Raw genomic sequence first — 24,319 nt, forward strand, 5'->3', positions numbered from 1 at the left:
CACACCCACCGGACGAGCACGAAATGATTCTCTACCTGCATGGCTTTCGTTCCTCGCCGGATTCATTCAAAGCGCGCCTGATGGCCGACGCCATGGCCCAGCGCGGCTTGGCCGACGCCTGGGCATGCCCCCAACTGCCTGCCAGCCCGCGCGAGGCGATTGACCTGGCCATGGGCATTGCCCAGCGCCAACTCGCCGGCGTCGACAGCCCCCGCGCACTGACCGTCATTGGCTCGTCGCTGGGCGGTTTCTACGCGACCTGGCTGGCCGAGCAACTGGGCTGCAAGGCGGTGCTGTTGAACCCGGCCGTGCAAGCCGCGCGTGACCTGGCGACCCAGGTCGGCGAACACCACATGTATCATTCCAACGCGCCGTTCGTCTTTCTGCCCGAATATGTGGACGAATTGACGGCCATCCACGTCCCTCGCATCACGCAGCCTGACCGGTACTTCCTGCTGGCGGCAACGGGCGACGAGGTGTTGGATTGGCGTGAAATGCGCGATCGATACGCAGGCTGCCCCCAGCGTATCGTGCAAGGCAGCGACCACGGCTTGTCCGATTTCGAACAATGGATGCCCGAGGTGCTTGAATTCGCCCTTGGCGACAAGCAGGTTCGCCCCCAATAATCAGTACCAGACCTCAACACTCTATATAGCTGCGCAAGGCGGCGCGTGCGCGCCGCCCAGGAAGATCCCCACCATGTATGTGTTTTACGAAGACGACGGCAGCTTCAAGGCCGGCAACATCCTGTCCGAGACCGACGCCAGCCTGCAGGTGGAGTCGGAGTCTGGCAAGCGCAGCAAAATCAAGCGCGCCAACACCCTGTTCAACTTCGCGTCGCCGGAACCGGCCACGCTGATGAGCCAGGCGGCGGCCGCTGCCGAGGCGCTGGACCTGCAATTCCTGTGGGAATGCGCGCCGCAAGAAGAATTCGACACGCCCACGCTGGCCGCGGATTATTTCGGCCACGCGCCCACGCCCGTGGAACAGGCCGCGTTGCTGATGCGCCTGCACGGCGCGCCGGCGTACTTTCATCGCCGTGGCAAGGGCCGTTACCGCCCTGCCCCGCCCGACATCCTGGCTGCTGCCCTGGCCGCGCTGGAAAAGAAACAGCGCCAAGCCGAGCAGCAGCAGGAATGGGTAGACGAGATGGCCGCCGGCCGTCTGCCGGAGCCCATCGCTCAAGCGGCGGAGTCGTTGCTGATTCGCCCGGACAAGAATTCGCAGCAATGGAAAGCGCTGGACGCCGCGTGCGCCAAGTTGGGCAAAAGCCCCGACCGCCTGCTGCTTGAGCTGGGCGCATGGCCGCACGCGCTGGCGCTGCACAAGCGCCGCTTCCTGGCGGTGAACTTCCCGCGCGGGCTGGAATTTCCCGAACTGGAACTGCCGCCGCTTGACCGCGAACTGCCGCTGTCGGACGCCGAAATCTATTCGGTGGACGATGTCACCACGACCGAAATCGACGACGCGCTGTCCGTCACGGAGCTGCCCGACGGGCGCCTGCGTGTCGGCGTGCACGTGGCCGCCCCGGGTCTTACCGTGACCCGCGACAGCGAATTCGACAAGCTGGCCCGCGCCCGCCTGTCCACGGTCTACATGCCGGGCGACAAAATCCCGATGCAGCCGGACAACGTCATCAAGGCGTTCTCGCTGGACGCCGGCCGCGAAGTGCCGGTGCTGTCACTGTATGTGGTGGCCGACCCGGAAACGGGCGAGATCTTCGAATCCGAAACGCGTCTGGAACGTGTGGTGGTGCGCGAGAACCTGCGCCACAACATGCTGGATTCGCAAGTGACGGAAGCCAGCCTGGCTGACCCGTCGGCGGACATTCCGTACGGGCACTGGCTGCGCCCGCTGTGGAAGCTGGCGCAAGCCTTGTCGGCGCAGCGCGAAAACGTGCGCGGCAAGCCCGAGAACAATTCGCGGGTGGAGTACAGCTTCTATCTGGACGGCAATCCGGACGACCCGGACACGCCGGTGCGCCTGGTGCCGCGCCAGCGCAATGCGCCGCTGGACCGGATGGTGGCCGAATACATGATTCTGGCCAACAACCAATGGGGCGGTTTGCTGAACCAGCACGGTGTGCCGGGCATCTACCGTTCGCAACAGGCGGGCCGCGTGCGCATGAGTACGCAGGCGCTGCCGCACGAGGCCATCGGCGTGCCGCAATACGCCTGGAGCACGTCGCCGCTGCGCCGCTATGTTGACCTGGTCAACCAATGGCAATTGATCGCGGCAGTGGAGCACGGGGTGTCTGCCCGCCTGGTGGCCCCGTTCAAGCCGCGCGATGCGGATTTGTTCGCGATCATCGGCGCGTTCGATGCGCAGTATGCGGCGTGGGCAGAGTTCCAAAGCGCCATGGAGCGCTACTGGTGCCTACGTTGGCTAAAGCAGCACAACGTGACTCGGACGGTGGCGCATGTATTGCGTGACGATCTGGTGCGCTTCGCGAATGCGCCGCTGGTGACTCGGGTGGGCGGGATGCCTGAGTTGGAGCGGGGGACGGCGGTGGAGATTGATATTTTGGGGATGGATGAATTGGGGCTGGAGTTGGATTGCCGATACGTGGGAGAGGTCAGTCCTGCTTTGGGTGCTTCTGACGGGGCTTGAAGTTTTTTTTGGGGTCGTGGTGAGCGGAATCGTGGTGAGCGGAATCGTGAGGCTTAGATTGGCGGGCTTCGTGGGTATTTGATCTTCGGGGGTTGGCAATCTTCTGGACGTTGTCGATCTTCGGGAGGTTGTCGATCTTCGTAGGTCGCCCATCGTCGCGATGGCCCTGACTGTGCGCGCCCACGATTGCGGTCCGGAGCCTTCGCTCCGGACTGCCCCTTCGTCATCTTCGTCCAGGCCTTCGGCCTTCCCTTCAGATTCCCTCGGGCGCATCAAGGTTGCGCACAGTCAGGGCCACCGCGCCGACGGGCTGCCGATGTCTTGGCCTGATGCGCTGCTAGGGTGTGCCTTAGTGACGAGTGCTGCGGGGCCCGCCGAGTGCCGGCCGCGCGGGCGGCCTTACTCGGCATACGCGTCGGTGGTCGTTTGAGCGATGTTCGCTTTCGCGAATGCTGAGAACTGTTTGCTAGGGGGCCCCCACGATTGTGGGGGGAGGTAGAGGGGTGGCGCGCGTCCGCCACTGCCTTGCGCGTGCCGACCCGTCGCGCGCCACCGCACCGGAGTTCAACGGGTGACAGTGCCCCGAGGGATGGATGAAGCGCGGCAAGCCATCAAGAAGAACTCGAACAAAGCCGCCACACGCGAAGCGAACATCGCAACGACGCACCCCGACGCGTAAGCTCCACCAGGCCGCCCGCGCGGCCGGCATGGAGCGGGCCCCGCAAGATCTTCCACCACCCCAATCCCCGTGGAGAGAACCTCAAGAACGCTGACCGTGCCTGCTGACGTCAGATTGCAACTGGCAGAGCCCGTGGTGTCGGGGGCCTGGGGTGCGCGGGGCGTCGATAAGCCCGAGGGAATCCGTAGGGAGCCGAAGGCGGACGAGGATGACAAGGGGGCAGTCCGGAGCGAAGGCTCCGGACCGCAATCGTTGCCCCGCGCACCCCAGGCCCCCGACACCACGGGCGTCTCAAGAACCCAAACCCTCCTCATCAACGCCCCAGCCCCCAAACCAACCAAACCCCGCGTCAACCCCCCCCCGTCGTACACTCCTCGAAAAACCAAAACGACACGGAGGAACAACATGCGCATTTTGCTGGTCGAGGACAACCTTGATCTTGGCGATGCCGTGGAAAGCAAGCTGCGTTCCGCTGGCCATAGCGTGCAGTGGGTGCATGACGGGCTGGCGGCGTTGCGGTGGGGGTTGGACGAAACCTGGGATGCGCTTGTCCTGGATATCAATCTGCCTGGCAAAGACGGCTTCACCGTGATTCGGGAATTGCGCGCAGCCGGCTTGGAAGCGCCGGTGCTCGTCATGACCGCGCGGGCGGAAATTGAAGACAAGATCGACATGCTGGACCTGGGCGCGGATGACTACCTCGTCAAGCCCTTTGACCTGCGCGAACTCGAAGCGCGGTTGCGCGCCCTGATGCGGCGGCCGTCAGGGCAGACCAGCAGCACCACCACCTACGGCAACCTGAGCCTGGACCTTGCCGGGCGCAGCGTCATGTTGTCTGGTGCGCCGCTGGAGCTGGGTCGGCGCGAATTCCGCTTGCTGGAAATCCTCTTGGGCCGCATCGGCCAAACCGTTGCCAAGGAACGGCTGATGAACCAGCTGTTTGACCTGGACGACGGCTCGCTCAATGCGCTGGAACTGTTGATCTCGCGGCTGCGCAAGAAGCTGGCAGGGGCGTCGATCGACATCGTCACCGTGCGCGGCGTTGGCTATCAGGCCCGCAGCCATGAGCATTCCTGAAAGCGCCTCGATCCGGCGCCGCGTCTTCACGCTTGGCGTGGTGTTGCTGGCCTGCGCGCTGATCGGGCTGGTGTTCTTCCTGCGAGACTACGCGCAACGCGCCGCCGAGCAGGCGTTTGACCGGCTGCTTGCCGCATCCGCACTGACCATCGCCGGGTCCGTGCAGATTGATGACGAAGGCGTCACCGTGGAACCGCCCGTGTCGTCGCTTGCCATGTTGTCGGGCGGCGAGCGCGTGTTCTACGAAGCGCGCACCTCCAATGGCCGGCTCATCACCGGCTATGGCGACCTGGCCCCCAACCTGCCGCTGGCGCAAGCCGCAACCCCCGTGTTCGCCTACGTCATTTATCACGACGAGCCCGTGCGCGTCGCCACCGTGGGGCGGCTGGTGTCGGCCAGCCAGCATGCCGGCTGGGTTACCGTGCGGGTCGCCGAAACCTTGGGATCGCGCGAAGAACTTGCCGACGAAATCCTGGGGCGCGGCGTGTTGCCGCTGCTGGTCGTGTCGCTGGTGGCGCTGGGCCTGTTGTGGTTCGGCGTGCAACGGGCGTTTGCGCCGTTGGCCGTGTTGGAACGCGAACTGCGCACCCGCGCGCCCGAGGATCTGACGCCCGTCACCACGCCGGTGCCGCGCGAAGTGCGCCGCCTGGTCGAAGCGCTGAACGCCTTCATGCAACGCCTTTCCATCATCATGGATACCTTGAACACATTGGTGGCCGACGCCACGCATCAGGTCCGCACACCGCTCGCGTCGCTGCGCGCGCAAGCAGAAGTGGCGCTGGACGAAACCGACCCCAAGCGGCTGCGCGAGCGCATCGGCCGCATTCATCAGAACGCCACGCACGCCAGCCAGCTGATCAACCAGCTGCTGATGGACGCCACCATCACGCACCGGCTCGGCAAAGGGCCACCCGAATCCGTCGGGGTGGCGGAAACCATCAACGAAACCCGCCGCCGTATCGGCCCGGTGGAAGCCGAGCGGCTGCGCATCGACATTGCGCCCGACGTCCGCCGCGCGCGCCTGGCCGGTGACCGCGTCGCCTTGCGCGAGATGCTGCGCAATCTGGTGGACAACGCCTTGCGCTATGCGCCGGATGGCACCGTGGATATTCAGGCCACGCCTGTTGCCGGCTTTCGCGTGGCGTTGACGGTGTCGGATCGCGGGCCGGGTATCTCGGACGACGAAAAAGAAGCCGTGCAGCAGCGCTTCACGCGCGGCAAAGCGGGTGAATCTCAACCCGGATCGGGGCTGGGCCTGGCCATCGTGCGTTCGGTGGCGATGGCGCATGGCGGGTCGCTATGGCTGCATGACCGGCCGGGCGGCGGCTTGTCGGCGCGCGTCATCCTGCCGCTGCAACAACAGCCCGCAGGGCGCCATCTGGCGACGTGGCTGGGCGCGGCGTTCACGGCGGCGCTGCTGCTGGTGTCGGCACCTCAGGACGTACGTGCCGCCGAACTGGACGAAATTGTCACGCGCTATCCCGCGCCGCAACCCACGTCGCGCACCCTGGTCATCGCCGGCCCCACCGACACGCCCGTGGTCGCGCCGCTGATTCAGGGCTTTCAATCTTTGCGGCCCGATGTGACGGTGGTGTATCGCGAGATCAGCAGCCGCGATCTGTACGAAGCCACCATCGACGGGCGCCTGACCAACGTCGACGTGCTGATGAGTTCGGCATCGGACTTGCAGATCCGGCTGGCCAACGACGGTTACGCGCAAAGCTACGCGTCACCCTACGCGTCCAAGCTGCCGTCGTGGGCGGTCTGGCGCAACGAGGTCTACGGCTTCACGTTCGAACCCGCCGTCATCGTCTACAACCCCAAACGCTTCACCGAAGCCACCGTGCCCCGCTCCCGGCAAGACCTGCTGCGCCTGCTGGAACGCGACCAAGCCACGCTGCAAGGCCGCGTCGGCACCTATGACATCGCCGCCAGCAGCCTGGGCTATCTGCTGGCCGAGCAAGACGAGCTGGTGTCATCCAACTTCTGGGGGCTGGCCAATGCGATGGGCCAAGTGGCCGTGCGCCTGTCGCCCACCAGCGCGCAGATTCTGGACGCCATCGAAAACGATGAGCTGGACCTTGGCTACAACATCCTGGGTTCGTACGCGCTGTCGCGCCAGGCGGACGGCAGCAAGATCGGCGTGGTGTTTCCGCAGGACTACGTGCTGGTGCTGGCGCGTTCGGTGCTGATTTCACGGCGCGCCCCCAGCCCGGACCTGGCGCGCGCGCTGGTGGACTGGCTGCTGTCGCCCGCCGGCCAGCAGGTGGCTTCCAGCCACGCGGCGCTGGGTTCCATCATGGAAGACACGCCCGGGCGCTGGACGTCCGAAGCGGTGCTGGCGCGCTCGCAAGGCATCGTGCAGCCGGTGGTGCTGAGCCCCGCCCTGCTGGTGGGGCTGGACCAGCGGCGGCATTCGCGCTTCGTGCAGAACTGGGTGCGGCTGGTGACGGATACGCCGAAGCGGCCCTGAGCAAGGGCGCTATCCCTGCGGCGCGGCCATTCGCGCCCAGGGATTACCCCTAGGCGCTACCTGTCGCCATGACAGGACGACGACAGACGCCGCCTCCTAAGATGGGCGCAGGCTGGACCCAGATCCCGCTACAGACCATTCCAATCGGAGACAAACACATGCTTGCCAAGTCCCAACTGGCGGCCGCCTGCGCCGCAGCATTCGCCATCGCCACCGGCAGCGCCTTCGCGCAGGCCGTGCCGGCGGGTTATCCGGCCGACTACCAAAAGATCCTGGACGGCGCCAAGAAGGAAGGCAAGGTCGTCATCTATTCGACCACCGACACCAAGGCCGCCGGCCCCATCATCAAGGGCTTCGAAGCGTTGTACCCGGGCGTGAAGGTCGAATACAACGACATGAACAGCACCGAGCTCTACAACCGCTACATCAGCGAACAGGCGGCGGGCGGCAGCAGCGGCGACGTCGTCTGGAGCTCATCGATGGACTCGGCGCTGAAGCTGGCCACCGACTACGCCCTGCAATACAAGTCGCCGGAAAGCGGCAAGCTGCCGGCCTGGGCGGTCTGGAAGGATTCGGCTTACGGCACCACGTACGAACCGGCCGTCTTCATCTACAACAAGCGCCTGATCCCAGCCAACGAAGTGCCCACCACGCACGGCGCGCTGGCCAAGCTGATCGCCAGCCAACCGGACAAGTTCAAAAACAAGGTCACGACTTACGACATCGAGAAGTCGGCCGTGGGCTTCATGCTGGCCGTGCAGGACAAGGCCAACGACCCCAAGTACTTCGAGACCCTCAAGGACATCGCCAAGGGCGGCCTGATCGTGCAGTCGTCCACCGGCACCATGATGGAACGCGTGTCGTCGGGTGAAAACCTGATCGGCTACAACATCCTGGGCTCGTACGCTGAAACGCGCGCCAAGTCGGACCCGTCGCTGGGTGTGGCCTACCCGACCGACTACGCGCTGGTGTTGTCGCGCGTGGCGTTCATCAGCAAGAAGTCCAAGAACCGCAACGCCGCCAAGCTGTGGATGGATTACCTGCTGTCGCAGAAGGGCCAGGAAATCATGGCCAACCAGGCCGATCTGGCCTCGGTGCGTGACGACATCGAAGGCGACAACGATGTGGACGGCATGACCAAGAAACTGGGCGCTTCGCTCAAGCCGATTCCGGTCAACGAAACGCTGCTGGACTACCTGGAACAGAACAAGCGTTTGCAGTTCATCAAGGACTGGCGCGCCGCAGCGGGCAAGTAATGCCGCGCGGGTTCAGAGCGGCGCGCCCGCTCTGAACCGCCACAACGCGTAAGCGGACGGCACGGCGCCGTCCGCCTGACCGCCCCCCGGGCGGGCTCCCCCGTACCCGGGCGGCGCGACCATCGCGTCATTCTCGACAACAGGATTTCCCCATGCAGTCATTGCGCAGAAAATGGCAGTCCCTGCCGCGCGGCGTGGTGGTGTTGATCACGGCATTGGCCATCTACGTGCCGCTGTCGTTCATCATCATCCAGAGCTTTCTCTCCGCGCCTTTCTTTGCCCCGTCCAAGGTCTTCAGCCTGGACGCGTTCCGCTTCATCTTCGCGGACCCCGATTTCTACAAGGCGCTGCGAAGCGGCTTCATCCTGGCCTTCGGGCTGGCCATCATCGCCATCCCGCTGGGCGGCATGCTGGCCTTCCTGATGATCCGCACCGACCTGCCCGGCCGCCGCTGGATCGAACCGCTGATCCTGGTGCCGGTGTTTGTGTCGCCCATGGTGCTGGGCTTTGGCTACGTCGTGGCCGCAGGCCCCGTGGGCTTCTTCTCGATCTGGGCGCAGAACATCCTGGGCTTCGTGCCCTGGAACGTGTATTCGCTGACCAGCATCGTCATCATCGCCGGCCTGACGCACGTGCCGCACGCGTACCTGTATATCTCGTCGGCGCTGCGCAGCATGGGTTCCGACGTGGAAGAAGCCGCCCGCGTGGCCGGCGCATCGCCGCTGCGCGTGATGGTATCCGTGAGCCTGCCGATGGTGCGACCCGCCATGCTGTACGCCACCGTGCTGCTGTTCTTCCTGGGCCTGGAAGTGTTCGGCCTGGTGCTGGTGCTGGGCGACCCGGAAGGCAACCTGGTGCTGGCCACCTACCTGTACAAGCTGACCAACAAGCTGGGCATTCCGTCGTACCACCTGATGGCGGCCGTGGCCGTGATCCTGATCTGCATGACGATTCCGCTGGTCATGCTGCAACGCCGCCTGATGCGCACCGCGAACCGCTTTGTCACCGTCAAGGGCAAGGCCTCGCGCGCACGCCCGCTGCCGCTGGGCAAGTGGCGCTGGCTGGCGGGCGCCGTCGTGGCGTTCTGGCTGCTGGTCACGATCGTGGTGCCGCTGCTGGGCGTGCTGCTGCGGGCGTTCGTGTCCAACTGGGGCATGGGCGTGTCGCTGTTTGACGTGCTGTCGCTGGACGCCTTCCACACCGTATTCGGCCAACCCAACCTGATCCGCGCCATCGTGAACTCGGTCGCCATCGGGGTGTTTGGCGGCGCGCTGGCCGTGATGTGCTACATGTTCGTGGGCCTGGCGATGCACCGCAAGCCCGACAACGTCACGCGCTTCATGGACTACAGCGTGCTGGTGCCGCGCGCCGTGCCGGGCCTGTTGGCCGGTCTGGCGTTCTTGTGGGTGTTCCTGTTTGTGCCGATGTGGCTGGACAACGCGCTGGACGTGGACGAAAACGGCTGGCTGTCGGCGCTGCCGTTCGCCGAATGGCTGCGCGAGAACTTCGTTGAATGGCTGCGCGCCATGCGCAGCACCATCTTCAGCGTGTGGCTCGCCTACACCGTGGTCTGGATGGCGTATGGCCTGCGCCTGATCTCGTCGACCCTGCTGCAAGTGGGACCGGAACTGGAAGAAGCCGCCCGCAGCGCGGGCGCGCGCCGGGGCCAGGTCACGCGCCACGTCACGGTGCCGCTGGCCAAGTACGGCCTGATCGGCTCCTGGCTGCTGATGTTCCTGATCTTCGAGCGTGAATATTCCACCGGCGTTTATCTGTTGTCGCCCGGCACGGAAACCATCGGTTCCATGCTGGTGTCGTTGTGGGCCTCGGGCGCCATCGACATCGTGGCTGCGCTTTCCTTCATCAATATCGTTCTGGTCGTGATCGGCCTGGGCATCGCCCTGCGATTCGGAGTCAAACTTCATGATTGAGCTTTCTGTAGAAGACCTGCACCTGGACTACGGCGACAACCCGGTGCTCAAGGGCGTGTCGATGCAACTGCGCCAGGGCGAAGTGGTGTCGCTGCTTGGGCCCTCGGGCAGCGGCAAGACGACCTTGCTGCGCGCCGTGGCTGGCCTGGAAGGCCCCAAGCGCGGCCGCATCACCATCGGCGACCGCATCGTCTACGACGGCGGCGCGCGCAAGGAGATTCCGGCCGAAGAACGCAACCTGGGACTGGTGTTCCAGTCTTACGCGTTGTGGCCGCACAAGACCGTGTTTGAAAACGTGGCCTACCCGTTGAAGCTGCGCAAGGTGCCGTCGGCCGAAGTGCGCGAACGCGTGCAAGCCGTGCTGGATCAGCTGGGCCTGGGCAAGCTGGGCCACCGCCATCCGCACGCGCTGTCAGGCGGCCAGCAACAGCGCGTGGCCATTGGCCGGGCGCTGGTATACAGCCCGCCCGTCATCCTGCTGGACGAACCGCTCTCCAACCTGGACGCCAAGCTGCGCGAAGAAGCGCGCGCGTTCCTGCGCGAGCTGATCATCCGCCTGGGGCTGTCGGCCCTGATGGTGACGCATGATCAGAGCGAAGCCATGGCCATTTCCGACCGCATCCTGCTGCTGAACAACGGCAAGATCGAACAGCAAGGCACGCCGCAGGAAATGTATGGTTCGCCGTCCACGCTGTTCACGGCCGAGTTCATGGGCAGCAACAACCGGCTGGAAGGCAAGGTCACGGAAGTGCGTGACGGCCAGGCCCGCATCGAAGGCCGCGGCTGGGCGTTGTGGGGCAAGGCCGGCGAAGGCGTGACTCAGGGCCAGGACGGTACCGCCGTGATTCGCGTTGAACAGGTGCGCCTGGCGGATGACCCCGACGGCAACCACCTGGACATGCCGCTCTTGACCAGCATGTACCTGGGCGACCGCTGGGAATACCTGTTCCGCACGCCGGACGCGGACCCCGCCCACACGCTGGCCCTGCGCGCCTATGGCCCCGAAGGCCGCGAGCCGGGCCCCTGCCGCCTGGCCTTGCCGGCCAGCAAGGTCTGGGTCTTTCCGCGCAAGACGGCCTGACCCCACGCGGCGGCGCGTTGGAGGATGACCCTTCATGCGCCGCCCGCCGAGTCGTCCCGTCTCCATCGACGTCACGCCCCGCTCCCGTCCAACAGCTGTTACAAGCCGTTGGGTGGCATGTCCCGGCAGCACCGACTCGTCTTACAATGCGTCGGTGCAACGCCCTGATTCCCCCTCCCCGCTAAGCCGTTACCTGCGGTGGCTGGGCGCTCCCGCCCAACACTACCTGCGCATCGGCATCGCAATATCGCTGTTGGTGCACGCCGGCGCGCTGGCGTGGCGCTTTGGCGCGCCCGCGCTCACCCGCCCGCCCGTCACCAGCCTGGAAGTCGTGCTGCTGAACGCCCGCAGCGAGACGCCGCCTGAGACACCCCGGGCGCAGGCGCAGAATCAGATGACGGGCGGCGGCAACGCCGAACGCGGCATGAGCACCACCCCGCTGCCCCAGACCGGCGCGTCCGCCGAGACCATCGTGCTGGAAGCCATGCGCCGCCGGCAGGTTCAGCTGGAAGCCGAACAGGCCCGTCTGATGACCCAGTTGCGGTCGGCCGAGAAAGCCGGCGCCGAGCGTCAGGCTGTCAACCCCTGGCCCGACGGCGCTGATCTTGGCCAGGACGCACAGGATCAGGCCAGCGTCATTCAAAACGCCCAGGTCGCCGCGCTGGCCGCGCGCGTGCAGCAATACAGCGCCGAACCCCGCAAGCAGTTCGTGGCCCCGTCGGCCGAAGCGTCGCGTTACGCAGCCTACCTGGATGCCTGGCGCACCCGGATAGAAGCCGTTGGCACGCAGCACTATCCCGACGAGGCGCGCGGGCGCATTTACGGGTCGCTGCGCATCACGGTGTCAGTACGCGCCGACGGCAGTATCGCCAATGTCGAAATCGACCAGCCCTCGCCGCACGCGGTGCTGAACCAGGCCGCCCGCCGCATCGTCCAGCTGGCCGCGCCTTTTCCCCCATTCCCCCCCGATATCGCCCGCGATACGGACGTGCTGGTCATCACCCGCACGTGGCATTTCGTTAACGACACCCTGGAAACACAAGCCCCATGACCGAGGCGACCCCTCTTGCCCGCTACGCCGTCATCGGCAATCCCATTGCGCACAGCCGCTCGCCTCAGATCCACGACCTGTTTTCCAAGCAAACCGGCAAACCCCTGCGCTATGAGCGCCTGCTGGCGCCGGTCGACGGCTTTGCTGACGCTGTGGCCGCATTCGTGACTGAGGGCGGGCTGGGCTTGAATGTCACGGTGCCTTTCAAGCTGGAAGCCTACGCATTGGCCGCCGGCCGCCTGTCCACCCGCGCGCGCCTGGCGGGCGCCGTCAACACGTTGTCGTGGCGCGATGGCGCCTGGCACGGCTGCAATACCGACGGCGTCGGACTGGTGTCTGACCTGCTGCGCCTGGGCGTGCACCTGAGCAGCGCGTCCGTGCTGCTGGTGGGCGCGGGCGGCGCGGCCCGAGGCGTGTTGCAACCGCTGGCCGACGCCGGCTGCGCCCGCATCCACATCGTCAACCGCACCGCGGCCAAGGCGCTGGAACTGGCCGAGGCCTGGCGTGACACCGGCGTATCGCCGCAGACGCAAGTCACTGCGGGCGGGCTGACCGACGCCGCCACGCCCGGCGGTTGGAACCTGGTCATCAACGCCACGGCCAGCGGCCTGCAAGACGCCGCCCCCGACCTGCCCGCCGGCCTGTACGCCGACGGCGCGGCCGCCTACGACATGATGTACGGCGCCCAACCTACCGCTTTCATGAAACAGGCCGACGCCGATGGCGCGGCGCTGACCGCCGACGGCCTGGGCATGCTGGTGGGCCAGGCGGCCGAGAGCTTCCTGATCTGGCACGGCGTGCGCCCCGATCCGGCCCCGGTGCTGACGGCGCTGCGCGAGGCGCTCATGGCAGGACGCTAAGCGGCATGGCAACGCGCGGCAAGGGCCGATCCTGGTTCCGGACCATCACCGGCGTACTGATGGCGCTGGTGTGCGCGGTGCTGCTCTACCAGTTCTGGCTGTTCGCACAGGTCGTCTGGTACAACTACCGCGACCCCGGCAGCAGCGCCATCATGCGCGAAGAGCGGTCCCGCTTGCGCGAAGGCAATCCCGGCTTTCAGCTTCAGTACGAATGGGCGCCCTATGACAAAATCAGCCGCAACCTGAAGCGCGCGGTGGTGGCGTCGGAAGATTCCAACTTCACCGAGCACGACGGCATCGAATGGGACGCCATCCGCAAGGCCTGGGAATACAACCAGCGCCAAGAGGAAGCGGGCCGCAGCAAGATGCGCGGCGGCTCGACCATTACGCAGCAGTTGGCGAAGAACCTGTTCCTGTCCAGCTCACGCAGCTACATCCGCAAGGGCCAGGAACTGGTGCTGACGTATATGATCGAGCACGTCATGACCAAGGAACGGATACTGGAGCTGTATCTGAACGTGGCGGAATGGGGCGTTGGCGTGTTCGGCGCCCAGGCGGCGGCCAAGCACTACTACAACACCTCGGCCGCCAACCTCAGCGCCAGCCAGTCCGCCCGGCTGGCGGCCATGCTGCCCAACCCGCGCTTCTATGACAGCCACCGCAATTCCAACTACCTGAACTCCCGCGTCGGGGTGCTGACCCGCCGGATGCAGATGGTTGACATCCCCTGACACGCAAAACCGGGCATTTCCGTCCGGCCGCCTCCACCCTACCCGGCGGGATTTGTTAAGCTTTCACGTTTAGCGCTCCCCTTCCTTTTCATGCGTACCGCACGTCGCTACCTGGCCCGCGAGATCTATCGCTCTTGTGCAGTGGTCCTTATGGCCCTGCTAGGCCTTTTCACGTTCTTCGCGCTGGTGGACGACCTGGACAACGTGGGCGACAAGTTCTCCATGATGGCCCTGCTCTACATGCAGGCGCTGGCCATTCCCACCCGCTTGTACGACCTGCTGCCCATCGGGCTGTTGATCGGCGCCATTCTGGCGCTGGCGGGTCTTGCCCAACGTAACGAACTCGTCATCCTGCGCGTCTCGGGCGTGAGCGGCATGCGGCTCTTGCGGATGCTGTGGGTCGTCACCATCCCGCTGATGATCGGGGCGGCGCTGCTGTCCGAATACGTCACCCCGTGGGCCGAGATCAAAACCGGCGAAGCCAACCTGATGTTCCGCGGCAAAGCCGGCGGCGACCGCCTGAAAAGCGGCTACTGGTTCAAGGAACCCACCTCCAACGGCGGCACGCGCATCATCAATATTGCCGAACTGAAAGGCGACGGCCAGGTCGCGGGTGTCACCCTTTACGAATTCAAGAAAGACCTGACGCTGTCGGTGTTGTCCACGGCGCCCACGGGCCTGTTCGCCCATGGCGACCTGGTGCTGAAAGACGTCTCGGAAACCCGCCTGGACGCGGATGCCTCCGAAGCGCTGGCCAACGCCCGCCCGCCCAAGAACCCGCCCGCCTCCGTTGTGAAGGTGCCAGAACGCACCATCGACACCACGCTCAGCGCCGAACGCCTCTTGGCCCGCGTGCTGACCCCGGAACGCATGTCCATCGTCACGCTGCTGGACTATGTGGAGTATTTGCGCGACAACCAACTGCAATATGGTCGACAGGTTGTCGCCCTGTGGCGCAAACTGGCGTATCCGTTCACGCTGCTGGTGATGATCACGATTGCCGCCCCCATCGGACTGATGCAAACCCGCCGCGGTGGCGTGGGCGCCAAGGTCTTCATCGGCATTTTGTTGGGCGTGGGCTTCTTCATGCTGAACCAGCTGGCGCTGAACGTCGGCATGTTGGGTAAGTGGCCGCCCTGGCTGACCGCCCTGGGCCCGAACATCGGGGCCATGGCCTTGGCGCTGGCCGCCATGAGCTATATGGAATACCGCCACACCATTTCCCGTATCGTCCAACAACGTTGGCCTTGGAGCAAAAGTCCCGCATGAACGGCAGTATCTGGATGATCGGCGACGTGCAGGGATGCTGCTCGCCGCTGGATCGCTTGCTGTCCCACCCCGATCTGGTCGGCGACCCGAAGTCGCGCTTCTGGTTCGCCGGGGACCTGGTCAACCGTGGCCCGCAGTCGCTGGAAACCCTGCGTCGCATCATCGACCTGGGTGACCGCGCGACAACCGTGCTGGGCAACCACGACCTGCACCTGCTGGCCGCCGCAGCCGGGGTGCGCAAGCCGTCCAAATCGGACACGCTCGAAGACATTCTTCGCGCGCCGGACGCGGCCGACCTGATCAACTGGCTGCGCTTTCGCCCGCTGGCGCATTTCGAGCAGGGCCACCTGTTGGTACACGCAGGCACGCTGGCCAAGTGGGACGTCGCCAAGACGCTGTCACTGGCCGGCGAAGTCCAGGACGCGCTGCGCGGCCCGAACTGGCAGAAGGCGCTGCAAAAGATGTACGGCAATGAGCCGTCCACCTGGAAGGAAGACCACAAGGGCGGCAAGCGGATGCGGGTGATCATCAATGCGCTGACGCGCATTCGCCTTTGCACGCCGAACGGCCACATGGAGTTCGCAACCAAGGTCGCCCCGGGCGCCTGGCCGCAAGGCCTGGTCCCGTGGTTCGACGTCCCGAACCGCGCCACCCGCGACATCACAACGGTATTCGGCCATTGGTCAACGCTGGGCCTGCTGCAACGGCCGGACGTGATCTGCCTGGATACCGGGTGCGTGTGGGGGGGAGCGTTGACGGCGCTGAGATTGCAGGATCGAAAACTCGTGCAGGTGAAGTGTTCGCAGTTTCAGAATCCGATGTCTGAATGACGGGTGGTTTTTTTGCTGCGGCCTTGGGGGTCGTGAGTTGCTGAGTTGCTGAGTTGCTGAGTTCTTGGGGCGGGTGGCGATCTTCGTAGGTCGCCCATCGTCGCAGTGGCCCTGACTGCGCGCGCCCACGATTGCGGTCCGGAGCCTTCGCTCCGGACTCCCCCTTCGTCATCTTCGTCCAGGCCTACGGCCTTCCCTTCAGATTCCCTCGGGCGCATCGAGGTTGCGCGCAGTCAGGGCCACCGCGCCGACGGGCTGCCGCTGTCTTGGGTCGGTGCGCTGCTAGGGTGTGCCTTAGTCACGAATGCTGCGGGGCCCGCCGAGTGGCGGCCGCGCGGGCGGCCTTACTCGGCATACGCATTTGTGGGCGTTTGGGTGGTGGTCGCTTTCGCGAATGTGGAGAGTGGTTTTCTAATGGCCTCCGCGAATTTGGGGGGAGGTAAAGGGGTGGCGCGCGTCCGCCACTGCCTTGCGCGTGCCGACCCGTCGCGCGCCACCGCACTGGAGTTCAAGTGGCGGTCATCGTTCGTAGGATGGATGAGGCGCGGCGAGCCGTCGAGAAGAGCCCAAACAACGTAGCCACACGCGAAGCGAGCATCGCGACGACGCACCACGACGCGTAAGCTCCAAAAGGCCGCCCGCGCGGCCTGTGGTGGTTTAATTTTGGTGGACACCCAGATAGGTTGAACCTAGGAGGTGAGTCATGACCAAGATAAAACGGCGTGCCTTTACGGCGGAGTTCAAGCTCGAGGCGGTGCGGATGGTGACAGACAAGGGCCTTGGCGTGCCCGAGGTCTGTGCATCATTGGGGCTTGGTGAGACAGCGCTGCGGCGCTGGCTGGTGCAGTACAAGGCGGACGTGTTGGGCAAGCCCGGCCCGGGGCTGCCGATCACCCCGGAGCAGCGACGTATCCGCGAGTTGGAGCTGGAGCTGCGCCAAGCCAAGCTGGACAATGAGTTATTAAAAAAAGCCTCGGCCTTCTTTGCCCGCGAGCTCAAGTGAGCTTTGCACTGGTGGCGCATCTGCAACAGAAGGCCTATGCCGTCAGCCACACCTGCCGGATGCTCGGCGTTAGTCGCTCCGGTTACTACGCCCAGCGTAGTCGACGGGTAAGGCCCAAGACCGTGCGCGAGCAGGTCTATGTTGCGGCGGCTTTAGTGCCAGCGGCTCGACCTACGGCAGTCGGCGCATCTCCCGCGCGCTGCGATCTGACGGAGTGCAGATCGGCCGCTACCGGGCTCGCACCCTGATGCGCCAAGCGCATTTGCGGCCGGTCTGGAAGCGTCGGTTCATCGCCACCACGATCACCGACGTGGGCAAGCCGACGTTCAAGAACGTCCTGGATCGGCAGTTCGATGTGGATCAGCCGAACCGGGCCTGGGTGACCGATATAACCTGCATCCGAACCACGCAAGGCTGGCTGTATCTAGCCGTCGTGCTTGATCTTTACTCACGGCGCGTGGTCGGCTGGGCAACCTCACCGACCACGCATACCCCCATGGTGCGGCAGGCCCTGGAGATGGCGATCCGCCAGCGACGACCTGCCCGCGGGTTGTTACTGCACTCGGATCGGGGCTTCCAATACGCCAGCGGCGAGTATCAGGCGGTCCTGGCTCACCATGGCATCCAGTGCAGCATGAGCCGCAAAGGCAACTGCTGGGACAACGCCGTCATGGAGCGATTCTTCTTGAGCCTCAAGGTCGAAAGACTCTGGACAAGCCGATACGCCACGCGGGCCGATGCACAGCGTGACATCCAGGACTATATCGAGAACTTCTACAACACCCGGCGGCTGCACTCTACGCTGGGCTATCTGACGCCGGCTGCCTATGAAGCCAGCCAGCGTCCAAAAAACACCTATCGACGTGTCCACTAAAACTTGACCACCACAACCCGCCAACGGCGGGTGACGAAGATGACAAGGGGGAAGTCCGGAGCGAAGGCTCCGGACCGCAATCGTTGCCCCGCGCACCCCAGGCCCCCGGCCTCACGGGCGTCTCAAGAACCAACCCGGCCACAACACCAAAACCTCAATGCCGAATCTCAGCCAAAAACTTCCGAGCCCTCTCCGTCCCCGGCCGACTAAAAAACTCCTCCGGCCCCCCCGTCTCCACAATCCTCCCCGCATCCATGAACCACACTCTGTCCGCGACTTCACGCGCGAACCCCATTTCGTGTGTCACGCACACCATCGTCATGCCGTCCTTTGCCAAGCCCTTCATCACCTGAAGCACTTCCCCCACCATCTCGGGGTCCAGCGCGCTGGTCGGCTCGTCGAACAGCATCACGGGCGGGTTCATCGCCAGGGCGCGGGCGATCGCCACGCGCTGTTGCTGGCCGCCTGACAGCTGCGCCGGATAGGCCTCGGCCTTGTGTGACAAGCCCACACGCTCCAACAACTGCATCGCGCGTTCACGGGCTTCCGGGCGGCGGGCGCGTTTGAGTTGCAGCGGCGCCAGCATCAGGTTTTCCACCACCGACAAATGCGGGAACAGATTGAACTGCTGGAACACGAAACCGATGTGGCTGCGCAGTTGATCCAGGTGCACCTTCGGGCCATAAATATCCTGCCCGTTGACCTCGATCACGCCTTTCTGAATAGGCTCCAGGCGGTTCACCGTACGGATCAGCGTCGACTTTCCCGACCCTGATGGCCCGCACACCACCACCACCTCGCCCTGCTTGACGGCTTCGGTCACGTCGGCCAGCGCCTGGTAATCGCCGTACCACTTCTGCACTTGTGAAAATCGGATCATGTCGGCACCACTTTAGGGGTGGCCAGAAGCCCGGCGCGCCGTCTGCCGATACGCCGTTCGGTCAGGTGCACCAATGAACTCAGGCCAAAATTCAGAATGAAATACGTCATCGCCAGCAAGCCGAACACCTCGAACGGCTTGGTCAGCAACACGCTGTTGATCTGGTTCGCCGCGTACGTCAGCTCTTGCACGCTGATCACATACGCCAGCGACGTTTCCTTCACCGTCGACACAAACTGGCTCAGCATGCTGGGCAGCATGTTGTAGAGCGCCTGCGGCAAGATCACGCGCCGCATCGTCTGCATGTACGACAGCCCCAGCGCGCGGCTGGCCTCCTGCTGGCCGGGGGGCAGCGCCTGGATGCCGGCGCGGATGATCTCGGCCAGATACGCGCTTTCGTAGCAGACCAGCGCCACCACCATCGTCGTCGTGCCGGCAACGGGCCGGCCGATGATCAGCGGCACAAAGAAGTACGCCCAGAAGATGAACATCAGCAGCGGCAACCCGCGCACCAGATACACCACGGCGGACGACGGCCAGTAGAAGATCCGGTACGGGCTGATGCGGCCCAACGCCAGCAGCACGCCGCAAGGCAGCGCCAGCGCCAGGCTGATCGCGGCCAGCCCCAAGGTGGCGACAAGACCGCCCACCGGCCCGTGCGGATACTGCCCGATCAGCAGCAACAGCCAGTTGTCTTTCAGAATGTCCCACATGATCAGCGCGCCCCCAGCGGACGGTAACGTCGTTGCAAGAGCGCACCTCCGCCCATGATGATGAACGACAACACCAGGTAGATGACCGTCACCACGGCATAGGCCTCGAACGTGCGGAACGTGTAGTTCTCGACTTCGCGCCCGGCCGCCGTCAATTCGGTGACGCCAATCGCCATGGCCAGGCTGGTGTTCTTCAACAGCAGCAAGGTCTGGTTCAACAGCGGCGGAATCGCGATGCGAAACGCCTGCGGCAGAATGACCTTGCGCATCGTCTGCATGAAGCTCAGGCCCAGCGCCCGCGACGCCTCGACCTGCCCCGGCGGAATGCCGCGCACGGCGCTGCGCAGGTCTTCGCAGATATAGGCCGACATCACCAGCGAGATCGCGATGCACGACATGATGAATTCACTGCCATGGCTGTTGAGCCAGTCGGTGATAGGTTGCGGCAGCAACGCCGGCACGCCGAAGTACCAGAAAAGGATGTGCACCAGCATGGGCACGTTGCGGTGAAACGCGACATACACCGCGATCACCCCGTTGGCCACGGGCGAGCCCGTCAGGCGGATCACCGCCAGCAGGCTGCCTACAGAGAACGCCAGAATCCAGGAAAGCCCCGCCAGCGCCAGGGTGGTGATGAACCCCCTGAGCAGCCATGTCGGATACTCGCCCTGGAAAATGGCGCTGAAGTCGAAGACGTAATGCATCGAAGCAGGCTCCAGCGCGTGTCGCGCGTCAACCCTTGATGGCTTCGATGCGGAAGTCGCGCTTCATGTTGAACTGCGTGCCGGCGCCAAACCACTTGTCGAACACCTTGGTGGCCTGGCCCGACGCTTCCATGCCGTCCAACACCTTGTTCACCTGATTCAGCATCGCGGTGTCGCCCTTGCGCACGCCCATGCCCCAGGGTTCAACGAAGAGCGCCGGCTCCAGAATCTTGACGGGCACGGCGCTCGTGGCGGCTTGATGTTGCAGCTTCACCAGCATCAGCTCCGACCCAACGAAACCGCTGACCTTGCCTTGTTGCAGGGCCAGGAAGGCACCGCTGGGGTCTTTGAACGTGACGGGGTCGACGTTCGGAATGTTCTTGCGCGCGCCCTGCTCCGACGACGAACCGCGCACGGCGCTCACGCGCTTGCCGGCCAGGTCGGCGGGCGCCTTCAGGTCTTTCTCGGAATCGCGCGCCAAGATTTTTTGCAGGCTGACGAAGTGTTGGTGCGAGTAATCGATCTGCTGCGCGCGTTCCGGGCTCCAGCCCAGATTCGCCGCCACCAGGTCAACCCGGCCCGCGATCAGCTCCGGAATGCGGGCTTCAACGGCGATCAATTTCAATTCCAGCGGCACGCCCAGGCTGTCGGCCACGGCCTGGCACATGTCGACTTCATAACCGACGATGGCGCGGGTCTTGGGGTCTTGGAAGCTGAAGGGCTCGGCGGTGCCCATGGTGCCGCAGATGAATTTGCCGCGCGCCTTGATGTCTTGCACGGTGTCAGCATGCGCGGCGGGCGCCAGCGTGGCGGCAAGGCCGACGGCGGCAACGAAAGAAGCGATGGTGGTCTTCATGGTCATTCCCTTGGAATATAGGTATGGGTACTGCCAACAAAATCGGCGATCAACGCAGCGCCGCGCAAGCCTCGTGGATGCGGCGGCAACCTTCTTCGATGTTCTCCATCGACGTCGCGAAGCTCAGGCGCAAATAGGGCGACAAGCCATACGCTGCGCCGTCCAGCACCGCAACGCCGGCCTCGTCCAGCAAATACATCACCACGTCCAGATCGCTCTGCAACGCGCGGCCGGCGGGGGTGCGCTTGCCCAGCAAACCGTCAACCGACGGATAGACATAGAACGCGCCCTGCGGCAGCGGGCAGCGGATGCCCGGCACCGCGTTCAGCAGCGCAACGATGCGGTCGCGGCGCTGGTGGAACACGGCGGCGGCGTCCGTCACGCACTGCTGGTCGGCCGTCAGCGCCACGCGCGCGGCCTGCTGGCTGATGGCGCTGACGCAGCTGGTGCTTTGCGAAATCAATGTGGCCATGGCCTTCACCAATGCCTTCGGCCCGCCCGCGTAACCCAGGCGCCAGCCCGTCATCGCGTAGGCCTTGGACACGCCGTTGATGGTCAGCGTGCGCTCGGCCAGTGCGGGCACGACGGCCGCGGGCGACACGTGGCGCACGTCGCCGTATGCCAAGTGTTCGTAGATTTCATCGGTCATCAGCCACACGTGCGGATGGCGCGCCAGCACCTCGCCCAGCGCACGCAATTCGGCGGCGTCATACATCGCGCCAGTGGGATTGCTAGGCGTGTTCAGCAGCACCCATTTCGTGCGCGGCGTGATGGCGGCGTCCAGCGCCTGTGGCGTGAGCTTGAAGCCGTCGGACTCGGGGCAGGCCAGCACCACGGGCGTGCCGTCGTTGACCAGCACCATGTCCGGGTAAGACACCCAGTACGGCGCGGGGATGATGACTTCGTCGCCGGCCTGCACGGTGGCGGCCAGCGCGGTAAAGATCAGCTGCTTGGCGCCCACGCCCACGATGAGCTGGTCCAGGCCATAGTCCAGCCCGTTCTCGCGCTGGAACTTGGCGCGCACCGCTTCCAGCAAGGGCTTGGCGCCCGCCGATGCGGTGTAGCGGATGTCGCCGCTATTGAGCGCGTCGATGCCGGCCTGCACGATGTGCGCGGGCGTGGGCAGATCAGGTTCGCCCACGGTGAAGTCGACAATGTCTCGGCCTTCAGCGCGCAATTGGTCCACGCGCGTCTTGGCCGCCATGCTGGGCGACGGTTTGATGGCGCGAGCGCGTTCGGCCAGGAAAACGGTATCAACGACGCTCATGCCAGCCCCTTGGCGGCAAACGCGGCTTGCATCCAGCTTTGCGTCTTATCGCCGTTGGCGATCTCGGCCATGATGCGTTCTTCCTTCGCGGCATGCGCATGCGCCGCGGCGATCAGGCTTTCCGCTTCAGACGCCGGAAAGCTGACCAGCCCGTCTTCATCACCCACCACGATGTCACCCGGCAGAATCACCTGGCCGCCGATGGACACCGGCACGTTGACTTCGCCGGGGCCGTCTTTGTACGGGCCGCGATGGATGTGACCACGCGCATAGCAGGGAAAGCTGTCGGCTTCGAAGGCGGCAACGTCGCGAATCGCACCGTCAACCACCACGCCAGCACAACCGTGGATTTGCAGATAGCGCTTCATGATTTCGCCCAACACCGCGTTGGACAAGTCACCGCCCGCATCCACCACCAGCACATGGCCGGGCTGAATCTGCATCATGGCCTTGTAGATCATCAGGTTGTCGCCCGGGCGGGTCTTGACCGTGAGCGCCGTGCCCACGAGCTTGCCGCTGCCGTTATAGCGGCGCAGACCCGAGATGCCTTCACGGCGTGCAAGGTTGTCGCTAAGGTGCGGCGTGACAATGCCGGCCAACGCTTCAAGGATGGCGGCGGGAGCGACGGGGGCTGCGGGCAGTTGGCGGGCGCCGGTAAGAATATTGGCCATGACGATCTGCAAATTCCTGAGTCGAATGCCGCCGCAAGCCCGCTACGTTTTCGCAGGCCCCGGCCGGCCGGGGGATGAGTCAGATGCCATGTTGCGAGCTTTTCCATTTCGGAAAAAGGGATTAAATTTCCACGAGCTATATCTCCTTTTGGAATATAAGGGTTAGCCCTTAACGGAAATTTCGGAATGAACCTCACCAAGAACGCACGCGCCGCATGCTGACTTTCAAGCAAATCGAAGCTCTGTACTGGACGGTGCGCCTGGGCACGTTTTCGGCGTCGGCGCAGAAGCTGCACACGACGCAATCCGCCATCACCAAACGCATCCAGGAACTTGAGGCGGACTTCGACATCGCGCTATTCGACCGCTCGGGCCACCGCGCCGAACTCACCGCACGCGGCCACGAGGTCTACGCGCTGGCCGAAGAAATGCTGGGCCACCGCGACCGCCTGCTGGTCCGCCTGAAAGGCCAGCACACGCTGACCGGCACCTTCCGTTTCGGCATCACCGAAATCACCGCCATGACCTGGCTGCCCGCCCTGATCCGCCTGCTGCGCGCGCACTACCCGCGCATCACACTGGAACCGCACATCGACCTGGGCGCAGACTTGCTCAAGCGTTTGCAAGCCGGACAGTTGGACATGGCATTTCTGCACGGCGAATTCGCCGAACCAAACTTGCAGGTGGTAGCGTTGCAGCGCCTGGAATTCGCCTGGATGGGCAGCCCCGACATGATCGACGCCAGCCGCATCTACACCCCGGCGGATATCGCGCGCTTACCGCTGCTGCGGCAAAGCCGGGAGTCAGGCCTGAACATGATCTACGACGGCTGGCTGCGCCCGCATCATCCCGACAGCAACATCTTCACGATCAACAGCCTGATCGCAATGGCAGGCCTGACCGCAGCGGGTTTCGGCGTGAGCTGCCTGCCCCGCGATTACTTCGCAGACATGGTCAGCAAGAAGCAATTGGTGATCGCCAGAACCAGCACCGCGCCCCCGCAATCCATGTACAGCGCAATGTTCCGCCGAGACGCGGACGTGGCCTTCTGCGAAAGCGTGGCCGAGCTAGCCGAGAGCTGCTGCGAATTTTCGGGCGCCGCCCTATAACCCGGATGGCGCGCAACAGATCGCCAAGCGCAAGGCAGTGCGCGCTGCGCGCCACCCTTTACCCCACAAAAAACCTGCGGCGGGACCATTAGAAAACGACTCCCCGCATTCGCGAAAGCGAACACCGCGCAAACGCCCACCACCGCGTATGCCGAGTAAGGCCGCCCGCGCGGCCGCCACTCGGCGGGCCCCGCAGCACTCGTCACTTAGGCACACCCTAGCAGCGCCCCGAACCAAGACGGTGGCAGCCCGTCGGCGCGGTGGCCCTGACTGCGCGCAACCTCGATGCGCCCGAGGGAATCTGAAGGGAAGGCCGTAGGCCTGGACGAAGATGACGAGGGGGAAGTCCGGAGCGAAGGCTCCGGACCGCAATCGTGGGCGCGCGCAGTCAGGG

The 24,319-nt window shown here is 64.7% G+C and carries 19 protein-coding genes and 1 pseudogene; 14 read left to right on the top strand and 6 right to left on the bottom strand.

Annotation, left to right across the window (positions count from 1 at the left end; all coding sequences use genetic code 11):
- Window positions 1-23 precede the first annotated feature (23 nt).
- From AC1DB0_RS26895 to AC1DB0_RS26955, 13 genes and pseudogenes are all read left to right on the top strand, one after another.
- Entirely contained in the window at window positions 24-626 is a 603-nt protein-coding gene (locus AC1DB0_RS26895; protein ID WP_342068096.1) for a YqiA/YcfP family alpha/beta fold hydrolase, read from the top strand.
- 73 nt (window positions 627-699) lie between these two features.
- On the top strand, window positions 700-2,610 hold the full coding sequence (locus tag AC1DB0_RS26900) for a ribonuclease catalytic domain-containing protein (protein ID WP_441372322.1): 1,911 nt from the start codon (window positions 700-702) through the stop codon (window positions 2,608-2,610).
- A 1,084-nt stretch (window positions 2,611-3,694) separates the two neighbouring features.
- Window positions 3,695-4,366: a response regulator transcription factor gene (locus tag AC1DB0_RS26905; protein WP_054428171.1), complete on the top strand. Its 672-nt coding sequence runs from the start codon at window positions 3,695-3,697 to the stop codon at window positions 4,364-4,366.
- Entirely contained in the window at window positions 4,353-6,839 is a 2,487-nt protein-coding gene (locus AC1DB0_RS26910; RefSeq protein WP_054428170.1) for a sensor histidine kinase, read from the top strand. The genes AC1DB0_RS26905 and AC1DB0_RS26910 overlap by 14 nt, the downstream gene beginning before the upstream one ends.
- 158 nt (window positions 6,840-6,997) lie before the next feature.
- Complete coding sequence (locus AC1DB0_RS26915) at window positions 6,998-8,095, top strand: ABC transporter substrate-binding protein (RefSeq protein WP_054428169.1); 1,098 nt, start codon at window positions 6,998-7,000, stop codon at window positions 8,093-8,095.
- A 152-nt stretch (window positions 8,096-8,247) separates the two neighbouring features.
- Window positions 8,248-10,026, top strand: coding sequence for an ABC transporter permease (locus AC1DB0_RS26920; protein WP_054428168.1), 1,779 nt, complete (start codon window positions 8,248-8,250; stop codon window positions 10,024-10,026).
- A complete protein-coding gene (locus AC1DB0_RS26925) occupies window positions 10,019-11,107 on the top strand; it encodes an ABC transporter ATP-binding protein (protein ID WP_054428167.1) in 1,089 nt (362 codons plus the stop codon). The genes AC1DB0_RS26920 and AC1DB0_RS26925 overlap by 8 nt, the downstream gene beginning before the upstream one ends.
- Window positions 11,108-11,261: 154 nt before the next feature.
- Window positions 11,262-12,158 (top strand): TonB family protein, encoded by an 897-nt coding sequence (locus tag AC1DB0_RS26930; RefSeq protein ID WP_175172083.1) that lies wholly within the window; start codon window positions 11,262-11,264, stop codon window positions 12,156-12,158.
- Window positions 12,155-13,018: a shikimate dehydrogenase gene (aroE, locus tag AC1DB0_RS26935; RefSeq protein ID WP_476758539.1), complete on the top strand. Its 864-nt coding sequence runs from the start codon at window positions 12,155-12,157 to the stop codon at window positions 13,016-13,018. The genes AC1DB0_RS26930 and aroE overlap by 4 nt, the downstream gene beginning before the upstream one ends.
- A gap of 5 nt (window positions 13,019-13,023) precedes the next feature.
- The gene (gene mtgA, locus AC1DB0_RS26940; RefSeq protein ID WP_054428165.1) at window positions 13,024-13,749 is read left to right on the top strand and encodes a monofunctional biosynthetic peptidoglycan transglycosylase; all 726 of its coding nucleotides are present in this window, start codon (window positions 13,024-13,026) and stop codon (window positions 13,747-13,749) included.
- Window positions 13,750-13,839: 90 nt separating this feature from the next.
- The gene (gene lptG / locus AC1DB0_RS26945; protein WP_054428164.1) at window positions 13,840-15,018 is read left to right on the top strand and encodes an LPS export ABC transporter permease LptG; all 1,179 of its coding nucleotides are present in this window, start codon (window positions 13,840-13,842) and stop codon (window positions 15,016-15,018) included.
- Window positions 15,015-15,848, top strand: coding sequence for a symmetrical bis(5'-nucleosyl)-tetraphosphatase (locus tag AC1DB0_RS26950; RefSeq protein ID WP_054428163.1), 834 nt, complete (start codon window positions 15,015-15,017; stop codon window positions 15,846-15,848). Before lptG ends, AC1DB0_RS26950 begins: the two co-directional genes overlap by 4 nt.
- A gap of 703 nt (window positions 15,849-16,551) precedes the next feature.
- Window positions 16,552-17,725: pseudogene (locus AC1DB0_RS26955) on the top strand (IS3 family transposase).
- Window positions 17,726-17,879: 154 nt separating this feature from the next.
- Here the strand turns inward: AC1DB0_RS26955 and AC1DB0_RS26960 are convergent.
- From AC1DB0_RS26960 to AC1DB0_RS26985, 6 genes are read right to left on the bottom strand one after another with little or no spacing between them, the layout of a single operon-like run.
- A complete protein-coding gene (locus tag AC1DB0_RS26960) occupies window positions 17,880-18,605 on the bottom strand; it encodes an amino acid ABC transporter ATP-binding protein (RefSeq protein ID WP_441371458.1) in 726 nt (241 codons plus the stop codon).
- A complete protein-coding gene (locus AC1DB0_RS26965) occupies window positions 18,602-19,318 on the bottom strand; it encodes an amino acid ABC transporter permease (protein ID WP_175172077.1) in 717 nt (238 codons plus the stop codon). The genes AC1DB0_RS26960 and AC1DB0_RS26965 overlap by 4 nt, the downstream gene beginning before the upstream one ends.
- 2 nt (window positions 19,319-19,320) lie before the next feature.
- Complete coding sequence (locus AC1DB0_RS26970; protein ID WP_054423276.1) at window positions 19,321-20,022, bottom strand: amino acid ABC transporter permease; 702 nt, start codon at window positions 20,020-20,022, stop codon at window positions 19,321-19,323.
- Window positions 20,023-20,050: 28 nt separating this feature from the next.
- Window positions 20,051-20,878 (bottom strand): ABC transporter substrate-binding protein, encoded by an 828-nt coding sequence (locus AC1DB0_RS26975; protein WP_054423374.1) that lies wholly within the window; start codon window positions 20,876-20,878, stop codon window positions 20,051-20,053.
- 49 nt (window positions 20,879-20,927) lie between these two features.
- Complete coding sequence (locus AC1DB0_RS26980) at window positions 20,928-22,145, bottom strand: aminotransferase class I/II-fold pyridoxal phosphate-dependent enzyme (protein ID WP_476758540.1); 1,218 nt, start codon at window positions 22,143-22,145, stop codon at window positions 20,928-20,930.
- Window positions 22,142-22,816: an RraA family protein gene (locus tag AC1DB0_RS26985; protein WP_054423274.1), complete on the bottom strand. Its 675-nt coding sequence runs from the start codon at window positions 22,814-22,816 to the stop codon at window positions 22,142-22,144. The genes AC1DB0_RS26980 and AC1DB0_RS26985 overlap by 4 nt, the downstream gene beginning before the upstream one ends.
- Window positions 22,817-23,031: 215 nt before the next feature.
- Here AC1DB0_RS26985 and AC1DB0_RS26990 point away from each other — a divergent pair, with 215 nt between their 5' ends.
- Window positions 23,032-23,925 (top strand): LysR family transcriptional regulator, encoded by an 894-nt coding sequence (locus tag AC1DB0_RS26990; RefSeq protein ID WP_054423273.1) that lies wholly within the window; start codon window positions 23,032-23,034, stop codon window positions 23,923-23,925.
- The last annotated feature ends 394 nt before the right edge of the window (window positions 23,926-24,319 follow it).

The organism is Achromobacter sp. 10T422 (assembly GCF_056394065.1).

Excerpts from the sequence above, each read along its gene's own strand:
- AC1DB0_RS26895 (WP_342068096.1), top strand. The coding sequence starts at position 24 with ATGATTCTCTACCTGCATGGCTTTCGTTCCTCGCCGGATTCATTCAAA.
- AC1DB0_RS26900 (WP_441372322.1), top strand. The coding sequence starts at position 700 with ATGTATGTGTTTTACGAAGACGACGGCAGCTTCAAGGCCGGCAACATC.
- AC1DB0_RS26905 (WP_054428171.1), top strand. The coding sequence starts at position 3,695 with ATGCGCATTTTGCTGGTCGAGGACAACCTTGATCTTGGCGATGCCGTG.
- AC1DB0_RS26910 (WP_054428170.1), top strand. The coding sequence starts at position 4,353 with ATGAGCATTCCTGAAAGCGCCTCGATCCGGCGCCGCGTCTTCACGCTT.
- AC1DB0_RS26915 (WP_054428169.1), top strand. The coding sequence starts at position 6,998 with ATGCTTGCCAAGTCCCAACTGGCGGCCGCCTGCGCCGCAGCATTCGCC.
- AC1DB0_RS26920 (WP_054428168.1), top strand. The coding sequence starts at position 8,248 with ATGCAGTCATTGCGCAGAAAATGGCAGTCCCTGCCGCGCGGCGTGGTG.
- AC1DB0_RS26925 (WP_054428167.1), top strand. The coding sequence starts at position 10,019 with ATGATTGAGCTTTCTGTAGAAGACCTGCACCTGGACTACGGCGACAAC.
- aroE (WP_476758539.1), top strand. The coding sequence starts at position 12,155 with ATGACCGAGGCGACCCCTCTTGCCCGCTACGCCGTCATCGGCAATCCC.
- mtgA (WP_054428165.1), top strand. The coding sequence starts at position 13,024 with ATGGCAACGCGCGGCAAGGGCCGATCCTGGTTCCGGACCATCACCGGC.
- lptG (WP_054428164.1), top strand. The coding sequence starts at position 13,840 with ATGCGTACCGCACGTCGCTACCTGGCCCGCGAGATCTATCGCTCTTGT.
- AC1DB0_RS26950 (WP_054428163.1), top strand. The coding sequence starts at position 15,015 with ATGAACGGCAGTATCTGGATGATCGGCGACGTGCAGGGATGCTGCTCG.
- AC1DB0_RS26960 (WP_441371458.1), bottom strand. The coding sequence starts at position 18,605 with ATGATCCGATTTTCACAAGTGCAGAAGTGGTACGGCGATTACCAGGCG.
- AC1DB0_RS26965 (WP_175172077.1), bottom strand. The coding sequence starts at position 19,318 with ATGTGGGACATTCTGAAAGACAACTGGCTGTTGCTGCTGATCGGGCAG.
- AC1DB0_RS26970 (WP_054423276.1), bottom strand. The coding sequence starts at position 20,022 with ATGCATTACGTCTTCGACTTCAGCGCCATTTTCCAGGGCGAGTATCCG.
- AC1DB0_RS26975 (WP_054423374.1), bottom strand. The coding sequence starts at position 20,878 with ATGAAGACCACCATCGCTTCTTTCGTTGCCGCCGTCGGCCTTGCCGCC.
- AC1DB0_RS26980 (WP_476758540.1), bottom strand. The coding sequence starts at position 22,145 with ATGAGCGTCGTTGATACCGTTTTCCTGGCCGAACGCGCTCGCGCCATC.
- AC1DB0_RS26985 (WP_054423274.1), bottom strand. The coding sequence starts at position 22,816 with ATGGCCAATATTCTTACCGGCGCCCGCCAACTGCCCGCAGCCCCCGTC.
- AC1DB0_RS26990 (WP_054423273.1), top strand. The coding sequence starts at position 23,032 with ATGCTGACTTTCAAGCAAATCGAAGCTCTGTACTGGACGGTGCGCCTG.